Source organism: Leucobacter tenebrionis (assembly GCF_019884725.1).
Classification (GTDB): Bacteria; Actinomycetota; Actinomycetes; order Actinomycetales; family Microbacteriaceae; genus Leucobacter; species Leucobacter tenebrionis.
In genome coordinates this window covers 2,471,222-2,490,502 of the sequence record NZ_CP082322.1, presented here as the reverse complement: position 1 = coordinate 2,490,502, position 19,281 = coordinate 2,471,222, and the positions used below count along the sequence as shown (strand labels likewise).

The 19,281-nt window shown below is 69.2% G+C and carries 18 protein-coding genes; 3 read left to right on the top strand and 15 right to left on the bottom strand.

Going from position 1 to position 19,281, the window contains the following annotated elements; translation table 11 throughout:
- Nucleotides 1-37: 37 nt before the first annotated feature.
- Nucleotides 38-550: a DUF4307 domain-containing protein gene (locus KVY00_RS11390; RefSeq protein ID WP_223043066.1), complete on the top strand. Its 513-nt coding sequence runs from the start codon at nt 38-40 to the stop codon at nt 548-550.
- A gap of 360 nt (nt 551-910) precedes the next feature.
- On the top strand, nt 911-1,396 hold the full coding sequence (gene greA, locus KVY00_RS11385; protein WP_223043065.1) for a transcription elongation factor GreA: 486 nt from the start codon (nt 911-913) through the stop codon (nt 1,394-1,396).
- A 66-nt stretch (nt 1,397-1,462) separates the two neighbouring features.
- On the opposite strand, the gene KVY00_RS11380 is transcribed toward greA, so the two are convergent.
- From KVY00_RS11380 to KVY00_RS11335, 10 genes are all read right to left on the bottom strand, one after another.
- The gene (locus tag KVY00_RS11380; protein ID WP_255572617.1) at nt 1,463-2,269 is read right to left on the bottom strand and encodes a sulfite exporter TauE/SafE family protein; all 807 of its coding nucleotides are present in this window, start codon (nt 2,267-2,269) and stop codon (nt 1,463-1,465) included.
- 199 nt (nt 2,270-2,468) lie between these two features.
- A complete protein-coding gene (locus tag KVY00_RS11375; RefSeq protein WP_223043064.1) occupies nt 2,469-3,404 on the bottom strand; it encodes an amino acid ABC transporter permease in 936 nt (311 codons plus the stop codon).
- Nucleotides 3,401-4,057, bottom strand: coding sequence for an amino acid ABC transporter permease (locus KVY00_RS11370; protein WP_223043063.1), 657 nt, complete (start codon nt 4,055-4,057; stop codon nt 3,401-3,403). Before KVY00_RS11370 ends, KVY00_RS11375 begins: the two co-directional genes overlap by 4 nt.
- 79 nt (nt 4,058-4,136) lie before the next feature.
- Nucleotides 4,137-5,051, bottom strand: a complete 915-nt coding sequence (locus KVY00_RS11365; RefSeq protein ID WP_223043062.1) for a glutamate ABC transporter substrate-binding protein — start codon at nt 5,049-5,051, stop codon at nt 4,137-4,139.
- A gap of 79 nt (nt 5,052-5,130) precedes the next feature.
- Nucleotides 5,131-5,877 (bottom strand): amino acid ABC transporter ATP-binding protein, encoded by a 747-nt coding sequence (locus KVY00_RS11360; RefSeq protein ID WP_223045297.1) that lies wholly within the window; start codon nt 5,875-5,877, stop codon nt 5,131-5,133.
- Between the two features lie 225 nt (nt 5,878-6,102).
- Entirely contained in the window at nt 6,103-7,092 is a 990-nt protein-coding gene (locus KVY00_RS11355; RefSeq protein WP_223043061.1) for a TAXI family TRAP transporter solute-binding subunit, read from the bottom strand.
- A complete protein-coding gene (locus tag KVY00_RS11350) occupies nt 7,092-8,465 on the bottom strand; it encodes a sensor histidine kinase (RefSeq protein WP_223043060.1) in 1,374 nt (457 codons plus the stop codon). The genes KVY00_RS11355 and KVY00_RS11350 overlap by 1 nt, the downstream gene beginning before the upstream one ends.
- A gap of 3 nt (nt 8,466-8,468) precedes the next feature.
- Nucleotides 8,469-9,140 carry a response regulator transcription factor gene (locus KVY00_RS11345; protein WP_223043059.1) on the bottom strand — a complete coding sequence of 224 codons (672 nt, stop codon included), beginning with the start codon at nt 9,138-9,140 and terminating at the stop codon, nt 8,469-8,471.
- 101 nt (nt 9,141-9,241) lie between these two features.
- A complete protein-coding gene (locus tag KVY00_RS11340; RefSeq protein WP_223043058.1) occupies nt 9,242-10,651 on the bottom strand; it encodes an APC family permease in 1,410 nt (469 codons plus the stop codon).
- Between the two features lie 121 nt (nt 10,652-10,772).
- Nucleotides 10,773-12,488 carry an amidohydrolase gene (locus KVY00_RS11335; RefSeq protein WP_223043057.1) on the bottom strand — a complete coding sequence of 572 codons (1,716 nt, stop codon included), beginning with the start codon at nt 12,486-12,488 and terminating at the stop codon, nt 10,773-10,775.
- Between the two features lie 160 nt (nt 12,489-12,648).
- On the opposite strand from KVY00_RS11335, the gene KVY00_RS11330 reads away from it, so the two are divergent.
- Nucleotides 12,649-13,248: a TetR/AcrR family transcriptional regulator gene (locus KVY00_RS11330; protein WP_223043056.1), complete on the top strand. Its 600-nt coding sequence runs from the start codon at nt 12,649-12,651 to the stop codon at nt 13,246-13,248.
- 143 nt (nt 13,249-13,391) lie between these two features.
- On the opposite strand, the gene ilvA is transcribed toward KVY00_RS11330, so the two are convergent.
- From ilvA to KVY00_RS11305, 5 genes are read right to left on the bottom strand one after another with little or no spacing between them, the layout of a single operon-like run.
- Entirely contained in the window at nt 13,392-14,639 is a 1,248-nt protein-coding gene (gene ilvA / locus KVY00_RS11325; RefSeq protein ID WP_223043055.1) for a threonine ammonia-lyase, read from the bottom strand.
- Complete coding sequence (locus KVY00_RS11320; protein ID WP_255572616.1) at nt 14,636-15,841, bottom strand: AI-2E family transporter; 1,206 nt, start codon at nt 15,839-15,841, stop codon at nt 14,636-14,638. The genes ilvA and KVY00_RS11320 overlap by 4 nt, the downstream gene beginning before the upstream one ends.
- 37 nt (nt 15,842-15,878) lie before the next feature.
- On the bottom strand, nt 15,879-17,282 hold the full coding sequence (locus KVY00_RS11315) for an aldehyde dehydrogenase family protein (RefSeq protein ID WP_223043053.1): 1,404 nt from the start codon (nt 17,280-17,282) through the stop codon (nt 15,879-15,881).
- Nucleotides 17,283-17,334: 52 nt separating this feature from the next.
- Complete coding sequence (locus KVY00_RS11310; RefSeq protein WP_223043052.1) at nt 17,335-17,634, bottom strand: hypothetical protein; 300 nt, start codon at nt 17,632-17,634, stop codon at nt 17,335-17,337.
- Entirely contained in the window at nt 17,631-18,980 is a 1,350-nt protein-coding gene (locus KVY00_RS11305; RefSeq protein WP_223043051.1) for an inorganic phosphate transporter, read from the bottom strand. The genes KVY00_RS11310 and KVY00_RS11305 overlap by 4 nt, the downstream gene beginning before the upstream one ends.
- Nucleotides 18,981-19,281: the final 301 nt, after the last annotated feature.

Here is a 19,281-nt window from a genome sequence, read left to right as displayed (position 1 = left end):
CACACAGTTTACCCAGTGCGAATCGGAGGTTCCCGTGTTGGATGCGGCGGCAGCGCGGGCGACGGACCCCGATCCCTCGCGCGGTCCGGAGTCGGCGGATGCGGCAGCCTCCGGGGCTGAGGCTGCCTCCGCGTCCGCCGGCTCCGCGGATCAGAGGCAGGCCCTCGAAGACCGCTACGGCACCGGCCGGCGTCGCAGCATCGACCGCCGCTTCGCGTGGATCGCCGCCGCCCTGCTGGTGCTCGCCGGCATCGGCTTCCTGCTCTTCAGCGGTTGGCAGAACACCAACCGAGTCTCGTGGCAGGACATCGGCTTCACCCGGGCGAGCGACTTCTCCCTCGACGTGAAGTTCGAGGTGAGCGCGCCTCCCCGCACCCCTGTCGCGTGCGCCGTCGAGGCCCTCAACGAGGCGAAGGCGACCGTCGGGTGGAAGATCGTCGAACTGCCCCTCACCGACGAGCACACGCACGCCGTCACCACCCGCCTCATCACCACCAATCCCGCCACCGCGGCCACCGCGCGCGAGTGCTGGGTGGTCGAGCGGGGCTGAGCGCTCCGGCTCTGCGGGCGGGCGGGCGCGCGGCATCCATGCGGCTGACGTCCGTGCGCCGTCGTACCGCCGCCGGGCGTCCACACGCCGTCGCACCGCAGCCCGGCGTCCGCACGGCATCGCACCGCAGCCCGGCGTCCGCACGGCATCGCACCGCAGCCCGACGTTCGCACGGCATCGCAACGCGGCCCAACGACACAGCGCCGCCCAGCGCGGCGTCCGGCGCGATCCGGGCGCCGCTGGTATCCTGGTTGTCGCGCCCTGACTCGGTCAGGGCGCTGTGTGTATCCCTGAGCATCCGCGCACACGGCGCACCGGCGCACTGCGACGTCCGGAAAAACCAAGGAAACGAGGATCGACATGGCCGAGCCCACCCAGACCTGGCTGACCCAGGAAGCCTACGACCGGCTCAAGGCCGAACTGGATGAACTCGCCGGACCGGGCCGCAAAGACATCGCAGCGCGCATCGAGGCCGCTCGCGAGGAGGGCGACCTCAAGGAGAACGGCGGCTACCACGCCGCGAAGGACGAGCAGGGCAAGATGGAGGCCCGCATCCGCGACCTCGAGGAGCTGCTGAAGCACGCCGTCGTCGGCGAGGCTCCGCAGGCGAGCGGGGTCGTCGAGATCGGCACCGTCGTCACCGCCGAGATCTTCGGCGACGAGGAGCGCTTCCTGCTCGGCAGCCGCGAGCTCGCAGACGGATCGGACCTCGACGTCTACAGCGCCGAGAGTCCCCTCGGCGTCGCGATCCTGGGCATGAGCGTCGGCGATGAGACCAGCTACACGGCGCCCAACGGCAACAGCATTCCGGTGAAGATCCTGGCGGTCGACACCTACACGGGCTGACGCGCCCGAACGCGAAGGGGCTCGGGATCGCGCGATCCCGAGCCCCTTCGCGTGCCTAGCACGAACTCACCCCGCGTTCTCGCTCCAGACGTCGAAGCCGAGCTTCACGATCAGCACGCCGACCACGACGAGGAACAGCACCCGCACGAAACGGGCGCCGCCCGCGATCGCCATGCGCGATCCGAGGAAGCTGCCGGCGATGTTCGCGGCCCCCATGAGCAGGCCGAGCGGCCAGAGCACGGCGCCGAGCGGGATGAAGAAGAGCAGCGCGCCGGCGTTCGTGGCGAAGTTGACGATCTTCGCCTTCGCGCTCGCCTGCAAGAAGTCGTACCCGAGCAGTCCGACGAGCGCGATCACGAGGAACGTGCCGGTGCCCGGCCCCAGCACGCCGTCGTAGAACCCGATGGCGGCACCCGTCGCGCCCGCGATGACCACGTGGCGCCGCCCGCTGTACTTGAGCCGCGTGACGGCGCCGAGGGCGGGCTTGAAGAGCGTGATGAGCGCGACCGCGACCAGCGCGATCACGATGATGGGCTTGAAAAGCGTCGCGGGCAGGAACGCCGCGACCGAGGCGCCGCCGAATGCGCCGAGCAGCGCGATCCCCGCCATGGGCAGGGCCGTGCGCAGGCTCGGCCGCACCTTCCGGTAGTAGGTCGCACTGCTCGTCGCGGTGCCGAACACCGACGCCAGCTTGTTGGTGGCGAGCGCCTGCACCGGGGTGATGCCGGGCACGAGCAGCAGCGCGGGCAGTTGCAGCAGGCCGCCGCCGCCGACCACCGCGTCGATCCACCCCGCGGCGAAAGCCGCCGCGAGGAGCAGCACGAGTACGGTCCAGTCGGCGTCCTGGGGCAGCAGGGCGCTCGCGGTGATCACGATTACAGCCTTTCACAGTCGGGAGCGGCCCCGGCACCGCATCGCAGGATCCGCCGCCCCGTCCTCCTGCGCGAGCTTACGAGTCGCTGGATCCTGCGACTCGCTCCGCTCGCGCAGGATGACGGGGAGCTCGCGCAGGATCACGAGGGCGCAGGCGGGCCGGAGACCCGCCCCGCGCCCTCCGGCCAGGGACCGGAACCTATCTCCCGTCCTGCGGGCCATCCCCCTGCGCGGCGATCACCTCGGTCGTGGTGCTCTGGTGCAGACGCGGATCCCCCGGTTGCACCGGCACGGTCGCGGTCACGGCCCCCGCCGCACCTCCCCGGGCCTTCGGGTTCTTGCGCATGCGCGTCTCGAGCCACTTCGCGAGCCCCGAGAGGATCAGGCACATGACGATGTAGATGCCGCCAATGACGAACGCGGACTGCAGCAGCGGGCGGCCGAACTGCACGTTGCTGCTGAACTGCTTCGCCAGGTAGAGCAGTTCGGGGTAGGTGATGATGAAGCCGAGCGCGGTGTCCTTCATGGTCACCACGAGCTGGGCGACGATGACGGGGAGCATGGAGCGCACCGCCTGCGGCAGCAGGATCAGGCGCATGACGCCGCTCTTGCGCAGGCCGATCGCGTAGCCGGCCTCCTTCTGCCCGCGGGGCAGCGCCTCGATACCGGCCCTGAGCGCCTCGGCGAGCACCGAGCCGTTGTAGACGATGAGCGCGATGACGACGGCCCAGTAGGGCTCCATCCTCACACCGACCGAGGGCAGGCCGTAGTAGAGCAGCATCATCATGACGAGCACGGGCACGGCCCTGCAGATCTCGGTGACGCCCATGAACGGCCCGCGCACCCACCGGTGATCCGACAACCGCCCGATCGCGAGAACGAAGCCGAGGATCACGCTGCCGACCGCGGCCGCCCCGAACGCAGCGAGCGTCTTGCCGAGCGCCCCCAGGATCTGCTCCCAGATGGTCGTGTAGGTGAAGAGGCCCCACTTGGTCGCGGAGAACTGGCCGGAGAGCGCCAGCCGGTACACGAGGAACGCGGCCACAGCGGCGACGACCACGAACGTGGCCACCGCGATGAGGCGGTTGCGCAGGATCGCCCTCGGGCCCGGAACGTCGTACAGCACGGAAGTCATCGCACGATCCTCCACTTCTTCTCAAGGCGGTTCTGGATGAAGCTCAGGATCAGCACGAGCACCACGAAGACGAGCGCGACCCAGAGCAGCACCTCCATCGGGCTGCCGGGGCGACCCGCGGCGTCGTTGATCGTCGCGCGCAGCGCGGCGAGCTCGGCGACCGAGAACCCGGCGGCGACCGTGGTGTTCTTCAGCAGCGCGATGAACACGCTCATCATGGGCGGCACGACCGAGCGGAAGGCCTGCGGCAGCACCACCAGGCTCATGACCTGCCCGAACGGCAGGCCGATCGCCCGCGCGGCCTCGGCCTGACCGACCGGCACCGTGTTGATGCCCGCCCGCAGCACCTCCGCCACGTAAGTCGCGGTGTAGATGCCGATCGCGAGGATCCCGAGCAGCAGCGTGCTCAGCTTGGGGAGCCCCAGCGCGGGGTATCCGAGCACGAAGAAGAAGAACACGAGGGTCAGCGGTGTGTTGCGGATGATGTTCACATAGGCCGTGCCCACGCCCCGCGCGATCGGCACGGGCGATACCCGCATGGCCCCGACGATGATGCCGAGCACCAGAGCGATCGCACCGCCCCCGAGGAACACCAGCAGGGTGTTCTTGATCGCGGTTCCCCAGAGATCGAGGTTGCCGAAGATGACGTCCATGCGTCTTCCTCTCGTGTGCGAGAAACCCCGGGGCGGGCGGATCCGGCGGGATCGCCGCCCGCCCCGGGCGACTCATCGGTTAGTAGGCATCCACCTCGGGCTGCTCGACCTTGATGCCGGAGCTGCCGAGGTTGTTGTCGAAGATCTCCTGCCAGACGGTGCCGCCGTCGGTGAAGAGATCGTTGATGTGGGCGCGCAGCACGTCGTCGCCCTTGGGCAGGCCGACGCCGTAGAGCTCCTCGGTCATCAGCGGGCCGGTGGTGACCATCAGGTTGTCGGGATCCTGCGCGGCGTAGCCGATGAGGATCGCCTGGTCGGTGGTGACCGCGTCCACCTGGCCGTTGATGAGGCTCTCGACGCAGGCCGAGTAGAGGTCGAACTCCTCGGTCTTGATCTCGGGATAGTTGTCCTTGATGTTCTGGATCGGCGTGGAGCCGGTCGCCGAGCACACCGTCTTGCCCGCGAGCTCGTCGAGCGACTGGTAGTCCTCGCCGCCCTTCTTCACGAGCAGGCCCTGGCCGGTCACGAAGTAGGGGCCGGCGAAGTCGATGTCCTGCTTGCGCTTGTCGTTGATCGAGTAGGTGCCGACGTAGTAGTCGATGTCGCCGTTCACGATCGCCTGCTCGCGGTTGGCCGAGGCGATCGCCTTGTACTCGATGTCCTCCTCGTCGAAGCCGAGCGAGGCCGCGATCCACCGCGCGATGTCGATGTCGAAGCCGCTGCGCTCGTTGGTCACGTTGTCGAGGTAGCCGAGACCGGGCTGGTCCTCCTTGACGCCGATGACGACCTTGCCGCGCTCCTCCATCTTGTCGAAGGTCGGGCTGCCCTCGAGGGTCACACCCTCGGCGACCTCCCACGGGGTCGTCTCGCTGGTCTCCGCGGGCGCGTCGTCGCCGCCCGCCGGCGCCGAGGGGCTGCCGCTGTTGCAGCCCGTCAGGGTCAGTGCCGCTGCGGCGAGGAAGCCGAGCGTCGCTAGGGTCTTCTTGAAACGCATGAGCGTGTTCCTTTCGATCTTGCGGATGTTCGGATTGTCGGATCGCCCGACGCCGACCGGGTGGGCCGGTGGGGGCGGATCAGCTGGTGATGAGCTTGGAGAGGAAGTCCTTGGCGCGCTCGCTCTTCGGGTTGGTGAAGAACTCGTCGGGGGTCGCCTGCTCCACGATCCGCCCGTCGGCCATGAACACGACACGATCGGCGGCCTTGCGCGCGAACCCCATCTCGTGAGTGACGACGATCATCGTCATCCCCTCCTTCGCGAGACCGACCATGACGTCGAGCACCTCGTTGATCATCTCGGGATCCAGGGCGCTGGTCGGCTCGTCGAAGAGCATGACCTTCGGGTGCATGGCGAGCGATCGAGCGATCGCGACCCGCTGCTGCTGCCCGCCCGACAGCTGCGCCGGCAGCTTCGACGCCTGCTGCTCCACCCCCACGCGGGTGAGCAGCTCCATCGCCTCGCGCTCGGCATCGGCCTTGCTGAGGCCGCGCACCTTGATCGGGCCCAGAGTCACGTTCTCGAGAATCGTCAGGTGCGCGAAGAGGTTGAACGACTGGAACACCATGCCGACCTCGGCCCGCAGCTTCGCGAGCGCCTTCCCCTCGGCGGGCAGCTCCTTGCCGTCGACGCGGATCGACCCGCTGGTGATGGTCTCCAGCCTGTTGATCGAGCGGCACAGCGTCGACTTGCCCGAACCCGAAGGCCCGATGATGACGACCACCTCGCCCCTGTCGACCGTGAGATCGATATCGGTCAGGGCCTGGAACTCCCCGTAGTGCTTCTGCACGTTCTCCACGACGACAAGCGGTTCGCTCGCACTCATCATGTCTCCACCTCTGGTCGTGGCCCGCGACGCGGGTCGCGCGTCGCAGGCGTCTAGCCTGGCTCCGGCGGTTCAGCGTGCACCGCCGTCCTGCCGAGGCGGGAGGTGGGGGTCATCGTTGAACCGATCGGCCCAACGATAAGGTCGCGCACCGCGGTCCGTCACCCGTCTTGAGGTTTTCTTGAGCGTCGCCTTGAGCGTTTCTTGAGGTTCGCGAACCTGCGTCTACCGGCGGGCCTCGATGTAGTATCGCGCCGCGCCCGGGTGCAGCTCGACCGGGCTCGTGAAGATCGCCTGCCTGCGGTCGAGGATCTCCGCCGTTGCGACCTTGCCCGCGATCGTGTTGCGGGAGTCGAAGAGCACGCGCACGGTGTCGTGGATCAGGTCGTCCGGAGCGTCCTCGGCCGTGACCAGGTAGTTCGGCACGGTCATGGTGACGGTGGGCGTCTCGATCCCGTATATTCCGATCGGAAACTCCGCGAGCCGGTAGACGCCCGCGTGACCCGAGTTCACACGCTCGACGGCCGCGGCCTCGATCGAGAGCAGGCGGATCGGCATCGCCTTCGCCAACCGCTCGATTCCGGGAGTCGGAAGGCCGCCGACCCAGAAGAAGGCGTCGATCTCGCCCCGCTGCAGCGCCTCGATCGACGCGTCGGGGCCGAGCGCGGGGTTCTCGATCGTCTCCGGGTCGACCCCCGTCGCCCCCAGCACCCGTGTCGCGATGACCTGCACACCCGAGTTCGGCGCTCCGAGCGAGACGCGGCGACCCGCGAGGTCGCCGATCCGATCCACCTCGGACTCGGCCGGCACGACGACGTGCACGTACTCGTCGTACACCCGGGCCACCGCCTCGACCGGCAGAGGTTCTTCGAAGGCGCCCGCCCCGTTCACGGCGTCCGCCGCGGTGTCGCCCTGCGCGAACCCGAGCAGGGCCTCACCCGAAGCGACCCGCAGCAGGTTGTCGACCGAGCCGTGCGTCTCGGCGACCGAGATATCGATCCCGAGCTCCCGGTGCAGGGCATCGGCGAGCTGACCCCCGTAGGCGTAGTACACGCCGGTCGTGCCGCCGCCGGCGATCTGCAGCGGCTCCTCGACGGCGTAGGTCTGCGGCGAGCAGCCGCCCAGCGCCGCCATGACGGTCAGGGCTAGGGCGACAGCCGCCACCGCCCGTCGGCGGAACGGCCCCCGCAACCCCCGAACGGACCCGCGCCGCATCACAGCTCACCCGCCGGCAGACGAAGCGCGACGCAGAGCCCGCCGCCCTCGGGCACGGAGACCTCGACCGAGCCCCGCAGCCCCGAGAGCAGGTCGGTGGCGATCGCGAGACCGAGCCCCGAGCCCGGCACGTTCTGATCCCGGGCGCTGCGCCAGAACCGGCTCGTCACCATCTCGAGCTCCTCGGGCTCGAGCCCGGGGCCCCGATCCCGCACCGAGATGGTGCTGCGCTCCGCATCGCTCCCCACCGCCACGTCGACCCGCGAACCCGTCGGGGCGAACTTCAGCGCGTTGTCGATGACGGCGTCGAGGGCGCTCTCGACCGAGGTGCGATCCGTCACGCTCATCACGGGCGCCGGCGCGTCCACGACGAGCGAGAGCCCCCGCTCGGCTGCGACCTCGCGCCACGCGGCCACGCGACCCCTGACCAGTTCCACGAGATCGACGACGGCGAACGACGAGTCCTGCTGCCCGGCCCGCGCCATGTTCAGCAGCGTGTCGAGGATCCGCGACATGCGCCGCCCCTCCTCCCGCGTCTTCTCGACGTCGGTCTCCCACCGCTCGTCGAGGCCCGTCGCCAGGTACTCGACCCGCATCAGCAGCGCGCCCAGCGGATTGCGCAGCTCGTGAGACGCGTTCATCGCGAACTCCCGCTGCCGCGACACCACCCGCTCGATCTCCTCCGCCATCTGGTTGAAGAGCCGGATCATGCGGCGCATCTCGGGCGGTCCGGTATCGTCGGCGATCCTCGCGTCCATCTCGCCGTGCTCGATCGCGGCCATCGCGTGATCCACCCGCATCATCGGCTGCAGCACCCAGCGGGCGAGCCTGAACACCGCGAACACGAGCAGACCGATGACGACCGCGCACACCGCGACCAGCAGCGCCCAGTGAGCGAGGATCTCCCCGCGGGGCGCGTCCGAGCTCTCCGCGATCATGACCGCGCCGATCACATTGCCGTCGTCGAACACCGGTTCCACCATGACGGTCTCGCCGAGGGACCAGGGCAGCACCGCCAGCGACGGATCGCTGCGGCGCCCGGAGAGCGCGAGGCCGATCCGGGTCGTCATCTCCTCGTTCACGGACTCCGGTCGCATACCGCCCGCCGCCCAGAGCATGCCCGAGCGGTCGAACACCGCGACCCGCGTTCCGTAGAGCTCGCTGTACCGCTCCAGCTCGCCCTCCACGACGGCGGGGTTCGCGGCCCGCAGCGACTGCCGCGCACCCGTGAGGAAGTAGCCGAGATCCGCCAGCTGCTGATTCGAGACCTCCTGCTGAATGCTGCGCGCGACGCTCAGCGCGTAGGCGCCTCCTAGCGCCAGCAGAATCACCGTCATCGGCACCAGGAACACGATGATGAGTCGGGTGCGCAAGTCTCACACCCCGGTCAATCGATACCCCACGCCGCGCAGCGTCGCGATGAGCGAGGGCCGGTCGAGTTTGCGGCGGATCGAGCCGACGTGCACCTCGAGCGAGCGGTTGAAGCCGCTCCAGTCGGTGCCCCACACCTCGCGGATGATGCGATCCCGCGGCACCACGACCCCCGGGTAGCGCGCCAGCACGGCGATGATGTCGAACTCCTTCGGCGTGAGCTCGACGGGCGCTCCGTCGACGAGCACCAGCCGGCTCATGAAGTCGATGTGGACGCCGTCGACCGTGATCCCTGCAGCCTCTCCCGACTCGACCTGCAGCGGACGGGTGCGACGGGTCACCGCCTCGATGCGCGCCACCAGCTCGCGCACGTCGTACGGCTTCACCACGAAGTCGTCGGCGCCGGCGTGAAGACCCTTGATCCGCTCCTCGACGTGGCTGCGCGCCGTCGCGACGATGATCGGCACGCCCGAAAGACCGCGGATCCGGCGGCACACGTCGATGCCGTCCATGTCGGGCAGCCCCAGGTCGAGCAGCACGACCTCCGTGTCGGCGCCGAGGGCCTCCAGCGCCGCAGCGCCCTCCGCCACGCAGACGGTCGTGTACCCCGCCTGGTGCAGGAACGCGCTGAGCGCGTCGGAGACGCGGTCGTCGTCTTCAACGATAAGGATCTTCATGTCGGCTTCTCCGCCCGGTCCGAGAGCGTGTCTTCAGACTAGCGGTTGGAGCGGAGACCCACGCCGGACGGTGGGGGGGCGAGGGCGGGTCGCCCCCGACCCTACTCGTACATCGAGATGTTGATCGGCCCCGTGAGGTCCGGCGCCGGTGCCCGGAACCCGCGCGTCTTCACGAGCAGGTACACGAAGCCGAGCACCACCCAGCCCGCGCCGATCAGCATCGAGGTCGGGTCGAGGCTCGACCACAGCCATAGGTTGATCGCCACGCCCACCGCGGGCACGACGACGTAGCCGATCCACATCAGCGGCCCCCTGCGACGCATGAACTTGAAGAAGGTGAAGATCACCGACAGGTTCACGAAGATGAACGCGATGAAGGCGCCGAAGTTGATCATCGAGGAGGCCTGATCGAGGTCCACGAACATGGCCGTGAGCGCGACCAGGCCGACGAGCAGCACGTTGCCCACAGGCACGCCGACGCGGTTGACCATGCTGAACAGGCGCTTCGGGAGCGCACCGTCGCGGCCCATCGCGTAGAGCAGGCGCGCGGCGCTCATCTGCTGGGTGATGCCGCACCCGAGCACGGCCATCATGTAGCCGCCGACGAAGATCGCCTGGAACGCGGCGCCGCCGACGTACTTGGCCATCTCGGGCGAGGCGCCGACGATGTCGCCGAGCTGGGAGACATCGGGGAAGAGCGTCTGCATGAGGTAGGTCACGGTCATGAAGAAGGCTCCGGCCACGAGCACGATCATGAAGATGGCGCGCGGGATGTCCTTCGTGGGCCGCTCCGCCTCCTCCGCGAGCGTCGAGACCGCGTCGAACCCGAGGAACGACAGCGCCAGCAGTGCCGCGCCGGCCGCGATCGACGCCGTGTGCATCCCCGGCTCGAGGAACGGCCGGATCGTGTACTCGGCGCCGTTCGCCCCGCTGTTGATGTTGATCACGGTGAAGATCACGAAGAGCACCGCGACGACCAGCTGGATGAGCACGAGGAGCACGTTCATGCTCGCGGCCAGCTTCACGCCGACCAGGTTGAGCACGGTGCAGATCCCGACCGTCAGCAGCACCCACACCCAGAACGGCACGTCCGGGAACACCGCTCCCATGTAGATGGCCGACAGGATCGCGTTGATCATCGGCAGCAGCAGGTAGTCGAGCGTCGCGGCCCACCCCACCATGAAGCCGAGGTGGGCGTTGATCGCCTCCTTGACGTAGGTGTACGCCGAGCCGGCGATCGGGAAGATCCGCACCATCCGGGAGTAGCTGAACGCGGTGAACAGCACCGCGATCATCACCACGAGATAGGCGAGCGGCACGTGGCCGTCCGTCTCGTCGGAGACGATGCCGAACATGTCGAACACGGCCATCGGCGCCATGTAGGCGAGGCCGATGAAGACCAGGTGCCGCAGCTTCAGCGTGCGCTTGAGCTGACCGGGCTCGTGGGTGATCGCGTGCGCGATCTGATCATCACCGGCGGCGACGCCGGTGCGGGAGGGGAGGCTTGACATGGGTTCCTTCACTTCTTCGTGGGGTTATCCGTCATCCCGCGCCGACGTCACCGGGTCGGAATCGCAGGATCCCGACCGGTGCGGATCGTGCGATCCGCGGCCGCGAGATGACGGGGTTGGATCAGTGGCTGTGGCAGTGGTGGCTGTCGTCGGGCTCGGTGCAGCTCTGCCCGGCGCCGGCCGGATCCTGCACGTTCGCCGCGGCCTCCGCACCGCCGAGCTCGCCCCGTACGTCGTGGATCGCGGCTCCGCCGACGACCGTGAGGTCCGCTCGCTGCTCGAGGATCTCGGCGGGCTCCATGCCGTAGAGGTCGCCCGACCACACCACCACGTCGGCCAGGTAGCCCTCGCGCAGCATGCCGAGCGCGTTCTCGTGGTGGAACGCATCCGCGCCGCCCTTCGTGTACGCCTCGAGCGTGGCGTCGAGCCCGACGCGCTCGCCCTGCGTCCACGCCTGCGACCCGTCCAGGCCCGCGCGGGTCATCGCGCTGTAGACGCCCACGAGCGGATCCATCTCGCCGACCTGCCAGTCGCTCGAGAAGGTGACGCGCGCACCCGACTCGATCATGGAGCGGAAGCGCCAGGCGCGATCCCAGCGGGCCTCCCCCACGTTCTCCATCCAGGTCCCGGCGACGAGATCGGGGGACGCGTGGCGCGGCTGCATCGCGGCGACGACGCCGAGATCGCGGAAGCGCGGGAGATCCTCGGGGGCGAGGCACTCGACGTGCACGATGCCGTGGCGGGTGTCGACGCGTCCGTTGGCGCGCTGCGCGGCCTCGATCGAGTCGAGGGTGAGCTGAATCCCCCAGTCGCCGGTCGCGTGCGTGTGCACCTGGTAGCCGAGACGGTCGAGCTCGATGAAGAGCTTGGTGAACTCGGTCGGCTCGAGGCTCGTGTGGCCGCGGTGCCCGGGGCGGTTGGCGTAGTCCTGCAGCATCGCGGCGGTGTGGGGCTCGATCACGTCGTCGGCGTAGAGCTTGACGGGGCCGAGCTTGAAGCGCTCGTGCTGGGGCGTCTCGCGGATCGCCTCGGTGATGCGGGCGCGGAAGTCGCCGTCGGCGCCGACCGGGTGGTAGATGGCCGCGATCGTGCGGCTCGTGAGGCGTCCCTCGCGCTCGGCGCGGGCGAAGAGGTCGAGCTCGGCGAGCGGCACCTGCGGTTCGACGACGGTCGTGATGCCGAAGCGCGCCGCCATGTCCAGGCTGTTCGCGATCTTCGCGTAGCGGCGATCGGGCGAGTACATGGGGATGTCGCGCTGCAGCTCCGCCAGACCGTCGATCGTCATGGCGCTCGTGTAGAAGTCGGTGACCCAGCCGGTGGGGTCGCCCGTGGTCGCGTCGATCTCGGGGTTGCCCCAAGCGATGTCTCCGCCGTTCAGGATGCCGAGCTTCGCGAGCGCGGGCCGGTTGAGCCAGACGGAGTGCTGGTCGTACGTGGTGATGAAGACGGGCTTGTCGGTGACGCCCACGAGGTCGTCGGCGTTGGGGCGGCGGCCCTCGACGACGGAGTAGAGCGCGTTCTCGGCGCAGATCCACTCGAGTTCGGGGTGGGTCTCGGCGAACTCGGCGATGCGGGCGCGCACGACGTCGAGGCTCGTCACCTGGTCGAGGCTGACCGCGAGGTCGTCGAAGCCCAGCAGCAGGTGGTTGTGGGTGTCTGCGACGCCGGGGGTGAGCAGTCGACCCTCGAGCTGCACGGTGCGGCGGGCGGCGGGAGCGTCTGCGGCGGATCCTACGTAGCTGATCCGGTCCCCGGTGATCCCGAGGGCCTCGGCCCAGGGCTGCTCGGGGTCGAAGGTGCGGATCCTACCACCGGTGAAGAGGGTGTCGACGGCCATGTCATCTCCTGCCTGTTCGGCTCGGCCGGTGTCGTCACGGCCTCACTGACGAGTTCTTTCACTCCAGAGTAAATTAATTTACTCAAATGTCAAGAAACTCGATCGCCAGAGCCTTGTATCGAGCCGAGGAACCCCGCCCGGGCCTGGCATACTGGCAGGCATGGCACGCCCCAGCACCCAGAAGCAGCGCCGACGCGAAGTGGTCGACGCCGCGCTCGCCGCAGCCGCCGAGCACGGCCTGCGCAACCTCTCGCTGACCGACGTCGCCAACCAGGCCGGCGTCACTCGCGGTGCGCTGCTCTACTACTACGACGACCTCGAGGCGATCCTCGTCGAAGCCCACGCCGCCGGCATGGAGCGCGTCGGCTCGGAGCGCGCGCAACTCGTCGCGCAGCAGGAGGGCGCCGCGGCGAAGCTCGCGACGGCGATCGAGGCCGGGTTGCCCGAGGGGCCGGACGACGCCCTCATGCGACTGCTCTACGAGTTCGACGTGCTCGCCGGCAAGTCGCCGCTGCACGACGAGCTCGTGCAGCGGCTCTACCTCGAGCAGCTCGACCTCTATCGCGGCATCCTCGCCGAGGGCGTCGAGAGCGGGGTCTTCTCGCTCACCGGGCCGCTCGACGACACCGCCATGAACCTCGTCGCGCTCGAAGACGCCTACGGGCTGCACATCGTCGCCGGCGGCAGCATCACCCTCGACGACGCGCGGCGCGCGATACGCCTCTTCGCCGGGCAGGCCGGTTGCGCGCTGCCCGACTAGGGGCGCTGCACGCAGCGCACCCCCTCGAACCGCGCCGAAAGGCGGATTTCGCCTGCGCGGGTTCGAGATGCGCAACCCGCCTTTCGACGGGTCAGGCAGGCCTGGCCGTCAGTATCTCTCGACGGGTCAGGCAGACCCAGTCCTCAGTACCGCTCGCCGACCCGCACGACGTAGCCGGCGTCACGCAGCGCCTGCGCGACCGCGTCGCCGTGCTCGTGCCCCCGCGTCTCGATGTGCAGCTCCAGCTCCACCTCGCTGACGGGCAGTTCGGTCGCGTGCCTGGTGTGGATCACCTCGACCACGTTCGCGTTCTGCGCGGCGACGATCGAAGCCGTGCGCACCAGCTGGCCCGGCACGTCGGGGAGCAGGATGCGCAGCTTGAGGTAGCGGGCGGAGGCTGCGAGCCCGTGGCCGATGACTCGCTGCAGCAGCAGCGGGTCGATGTTGCCGCCCGACAGGATCGACGCGGTCACGCCGGTCGCGCGCGCCTTGCCCGCGAGGATCGCCGCGACGCCCGCCGCGCCGGCGGGCTCGACCACCAGCTTCGCCCGCTCGAGCAGCATGACGATCGCGCGCGCGATGTCGTCATCGCTGACCGTCACGATCTCGTCGACGTAATCGCGCACCAGCTCGAAGGTGAGGTCGCCGGGCCGCGCGACCGCGATGCCGTCGGCGATGGTGGGCCGGGTCTGCACGGTGATGGGGTGCCCGGCCTCGATGGAGGGCTTGAACGGTGCCGCGTTCTCCGATTGCACGCCGATGACCCGCATCTGGCGCCCCTCGCGCTCCGCCCACTGCTTGGCCGCGACGGCCACACCCGAGATGAGGCCGCCTCCCCCGATGGGCACGATGATCGTCTCGATGTCGGGCTGCAGCTGCAGCATCTCGAGCGCGACCGTGCCCTGCCCCTCGATCACGGCGGGGTGATCGAACGGCGGGATAAACATCGCCCCGCTCTCAGCGACGAACTCCCGAGCGGCGCGATTGGTCTCGTCGAAGGTCTCACCCTCGAGCACCACCTCGGCACCGTAGTGCCGCGTCGCCTGCAGCTTCGGCAGCGCGACGCCGAGCGGCATGAAGATCGTCGCCTTGATGCCCAGCTCGCGGGCCGCGAAGGCGACCCCCTGGGCGTGGTTACCGGCCGATGCGGCGACCACGCCGCGCGCGCGCTCCTCCTCCGTGAGCTGCGTGAGCCGGTTGTACGCTCCGCGCAGCTTGTAGGCGCCCGTCCGCTGCAGGTTCTCGCACTTCAGATAGACGTGCGGCACATCGAGGATCTCGGCGAGGTAGCGCGACGACTCGAAGGGCGTGCGCTGGGTGACCCGGTGCACGTTCTCGAGTGCGCGCTCGAAGTCTTCGAGTGCGGGAGCGGTGGGAGCGGCCTCGCTCATGAGTGTCCTTCCTTGCGCTGCAAGCGCGCGACGTTGCGAGCGCGGTGACGCGCCCGCTGAGAGGTTTTCTCACGTCGGTGATAGTCGGCGACGGGGTCTGCATCCGTATGCCACTGCCTATGCACCAGCGTGTTGACGATCGAGTTGGCCGAGGCCGCGATGGGTACCGCGAACAGGGCGCCTGGAATACCCGCGAGCAGTGCACCGGTCGACACCGCGAGCACGACGCCCAGCGGATGCACCTTGACGGCGCTGCCCATGACGAGCGGCTGCAGCACGTGTCCCTCGATCTGGTTGACGAGGATCACGATGCCGAGCATGATGAGCGCGTTGACCGGCCCGTTGTAGACGAGCGCGATGAACGCGGCGAGTGCGCCAGTGGTGATGGCGCCGAGGAACGGGATGAAGGATCCGAGGAACACGAGCACCGCGATCGGGATCGCCAGCGGCACCCCGAGCAGCGCGGCGCCGGCGCCGATGCCGACCGCGTCCACGAACGCCACGAAGATCTGCACGCGCACGTACTGCCCCACCGAGATCCAGCCCGCGCGCCCTGCCGCATCGACCGGGGCGTGCGCCCGCGCCGGCAGGAAGCCGAGCACCCAGAACCAGATGCGGCGGCCGTCGATGAGCATGAAGATGAGCGAGAAGAGGGTGAGCAGTGTACCGGTGAGCAGCTGCCCGGCGGTCGTGGCGACGCCGAGAGCCCCGTTCCAGATCTCGGACTGGTGCTCCTCGACCGTCTTCATGAGCTGAGCGGTGAAGCCCTTGATCTCGGCCGCCGAGAACCCGAAGTTGGCCTCACCCCAGTTCAGCAGCTCCCACCACACCTCTTCGGAGCGCTTCGCCACGTCGTCGAAGCCGCTGCGCAGCTGAGTGGCGATGAGGGTGACGAGGATCCAGACCGCGGCGACGAACATCGCGAGAGCGAATATGACCCCCAGCCAGCGGGGGGCGCCCCGTCGCTCGAACCACTGCACCACCGGGGCGAGCAGGGCGGTGAGCAGGATCGCCACGAGCAGCGGGATCACGATGATGCGCACCTGCACGATGAGCCACAGCACCCCGGCGCACGCGAGGCCGATGAGGATCAGGCGCCAGGACCAGGCCGCCGCGACCCGCACGCCGAGCGGGAGCTCGTGCGCGGCGTCATCTGACACGGCCTCGCCGTCTCGGCTTCTGGGCTCTTCCACAGCGCTCATCCTATCGATCCGAGGGTGCGCCGGCTGATATGGGCGCTCACAGCAGCCTCCGCAGCCAGCGCCGCACGAGCGCCTCCTTCTGCGGTGTGAACGGCGGCATGATCGTGGCTCCCAGCGTGTCCGGGGCCAGTGGTTTCGAGAGCACGGCCTTCTCGTGGCTGAACACCCTGAACGATCTCTCGCCGTGATACGCGCCCGATCCGCTCTCCCCGACACCGCCGAACGGCAGCTCGGGCGCGACGAGGTGCAGCACCGGCACCCCGAATCCGAGGGCCCCCGAGCTGGTCTCCCGCTCCCACCGATCGCGCGCCTCGGCCGAGTCGCTGAAGACGTAGGCCGCGAGCGGCTTGTCGCGGGCGGTGACGAAGGCGAGCGCGTCGTCGAGGTCCGAGACCTCGACGAGGGGCAGGATCGGGCCGAATATCTCGTCGCGCATCACAGCGGCGTCTCGAGCCACGCCGCGCAGCACCGTCGGTTCGATGAAACGGGCGGCGGCATCGTGACCACCGCCGACGAGCACCTCTCCGTCGCTCAGATAGCCGACCAGCCGTTCGAACTGCGCGTCGTTCACGATCCGCCCGTAGTCGGGGTTGCGGTCGGGGGCGCTGCCGTAGAGATGATGGATCGCCTCGGCGAGCAGCGGGCCGAGCGCGCGGAGCACCCGCGGGCTGCCCAGCACGTAGTCCGGCGCGACGCAGGTCTGACCCGCGTTCATGAACTTGCCCCAGGCGATGCGCATCGCGACTTGCGGCAGATCGACCGAGTCGTCGACGTAGACGGGCGATTTGCCGCCCAGTTCGAGTGTGGTCGGGGTCAGATGCTCGGCCGCGGCGCGGGCGACGATGCGGCCCACGCGCCCGTTGCCCGTGTAGAAGATGTGGTCGAACCGCTGCTCGAGCAGCGCGGTGGTCTGGGGCACGCCGCCCTCGACCACGGCGACCGCGCGGCGGTCGAGCGCATCTGGGACCGTGCTCGCGATGAGGTGCGACGTCGCCGGCGCGAGCTCGCTCGGTTTGACCACCACCGCGTTGCCCGCCGCGATCGCGCCGATCGCCGGGGACAGCGCGAGCATGAGCGGATAGTTCCAGGGCGCGATGATGAGCGCGACCCCGAGGGGCTCTGGCACGACCCGAGCCGAAGCGGGCTGCACGGCGAGGGGCACGCCGACCCTTCGAGGGCGCATCCATCCGTGCAGGCGAGCGAGCGCGTGATCGATCTCCGCGATCAGGAAGCCGATCTCGGTGAGCTGCGCCTCCGCACCCGACTTGCCCAGATCCTGATAGAGGGCCGCCTCGAATTCCGCACCGCGCTCCATCAGCAGCGCGCGCAGACGCCGCAGCATCTCGCGCCGCCAAGCCTCGGGGCGCGTGACCCCTCGCTCGAAGCCGTGCCGCAAGCCGGCCACGATCCCGGCGATCCGATCCACCTCGGTGTCGTTCATGCGCCAAGGCTACTCTCGGCCGCTGACATGCACGGTCAGGGCCGCCGCGGCCTCACCAGAAGTGCAGCGCGGGCACGATCAGGAAGATCCCGACCAGCACCGCGAGGCCCGACAGGGAGAAGCAGGCGTAGGCGGCCACCGTGGCCCAGCGCGGCCGGCCCAGATCGTCCACATCGTCGTCCTCGTCGTCCCGCGAGGGGCCGTCGGGCTCGAAGCTCCCGTCGGCGCGCCGCACCCGGGGCGGGGGCGTCGCGAGGAAGCGGATCCCGAACGAGTAGAGCGCCACCACGAACACGGCCGAGAGCAGTGCCGAGGCGAAGACGATCAGAAAGGCCATCCAGTCGATGCTCATCGCTCATCCTTCCGATCCGCACGGTCCCGATCCGAGGCGGCGACCGCGGCGTCGGCCTCCTTCTCGGCCGCGGCGGCCTCCTTCGCCGCCTTCACCGCTTCGCGGGCGGCGATGTCGTCGCGCACGGCGGACTGGGCGACCGGGGTGAGGGGCGGGATCGTGCCCGTCTTGGTCTTGACCGGCTTGACCTTGCCCTTCTTCACGCGGACGGCGTAACCGGCCTCGGCGACGTCGGGCACGGGAATGGCGTTCGAGTGATCCACCCGGTTGCGGCGCGAGCGCCAGAAGATGAAGAGGATGAACCCGAAGCCGAGCACGGCGTCGATGACGATGCCGACCGGGCCGATGTGCGCGATGAGCGCGGCGATCGCGGCGACCACGCCCGATGCGGGCAGCGTGAAGAGCCATCCGAGACTGATGCGGCCCACCGCACGCCACCGCACGCTCGAGCCCCGGCGGCCGAGACCGGAGCCGATCACGGACCCGGAGGCGACCTGCGTGGTCGAGAGGGCGAAGCCCAGGTGGCTCGAAGCCAGGATCGTGGCGGCGGTGCTCGTCTCGGCGGCGAAGCCCTGCGCGGGCTTGACCTGGGTCAGGCCCGCTCCGAGCGTGCGGATGATGCGCCAGCCGCCCGAGTAGGTGCCGAGCGCGATCGCGAGGGCGCACGCCGTGATCACCCAGATGTGGGGGCCGGTGCCGGGATCCTGCAGATTCGCGGCGACGAGCGTGAGCGTGATGACGCCCATGGTCTTCTGCGCATCGTTGGTGCCGTGCGCCAGGGCGATGAGCGAGGACGACGCGATCTGCGCGTAGCGGAAGCGGCCGCGGCCGTCCTTCTTGCCGTCGTGGCGGCGCGTGATCGCGTACGCCACGCGGGTCGCCGAGAACGCGACGATACCGGCGGTGAGGGGGGCTGCGAGCATCGGGATCAGGATCTTCGAGAGGAAGACGCCCCCGTTGACCGAGGAGATGCCCGCGCCGACGATGGCCGCGCCGATCAGTCCGCCGAAGAGCGCGTGCGACGAGCTCGACGGGAGCCCGTAGAGCCACGTCAGCAGGTTCCACACGATGGCGCCGATGAGCCCGGCGAAGATCATCTCGGGGGTGATGAGCACCCCGCCGTCGCCCTCGTTGATCAGCCCGCCCGAAATGGTCTTGGCGACCTCCGTGGAGAGGAAGGCTCCCACGAGGTTGAGGATCGCAGCCAGCAGCACGGCGGTCTTCGGTTTGAGAGCGCCGGTCGCGATGGGCGTGGCCATGGCGTTCGCGGTGTCGTGAAAGCCATTGGTGAAGTCGAAGAAGAGTGCCAGCACGATGACCAGCAGCACGATGAGAGTGAGTTCCACCGGCGTCTTTCGTTCGGGAGCTTGCGGTGCTTGGATCACCCGCGAAGACACACGATGTTCACAATTCGTTCGCGTCCACCAGCGCCCCGCGCGCGCCGTAAATCATGGTTGCACCTCACCCCCCACAGGTCAAGCCAGACGCCGAAGTTCACCGGCCGTTTACCTGAGGTTCGAAAGAGGCGGCGATCTGCGGCTCCGGAGCCAACTCCCCGTCGGCGCGGAGTCCCATTCTGCTGCCTCCCCATCGCATGAAGCAGCAATACGGGACTCCGCGTTACAGAAGAGGGAGGCAACGGAGGCA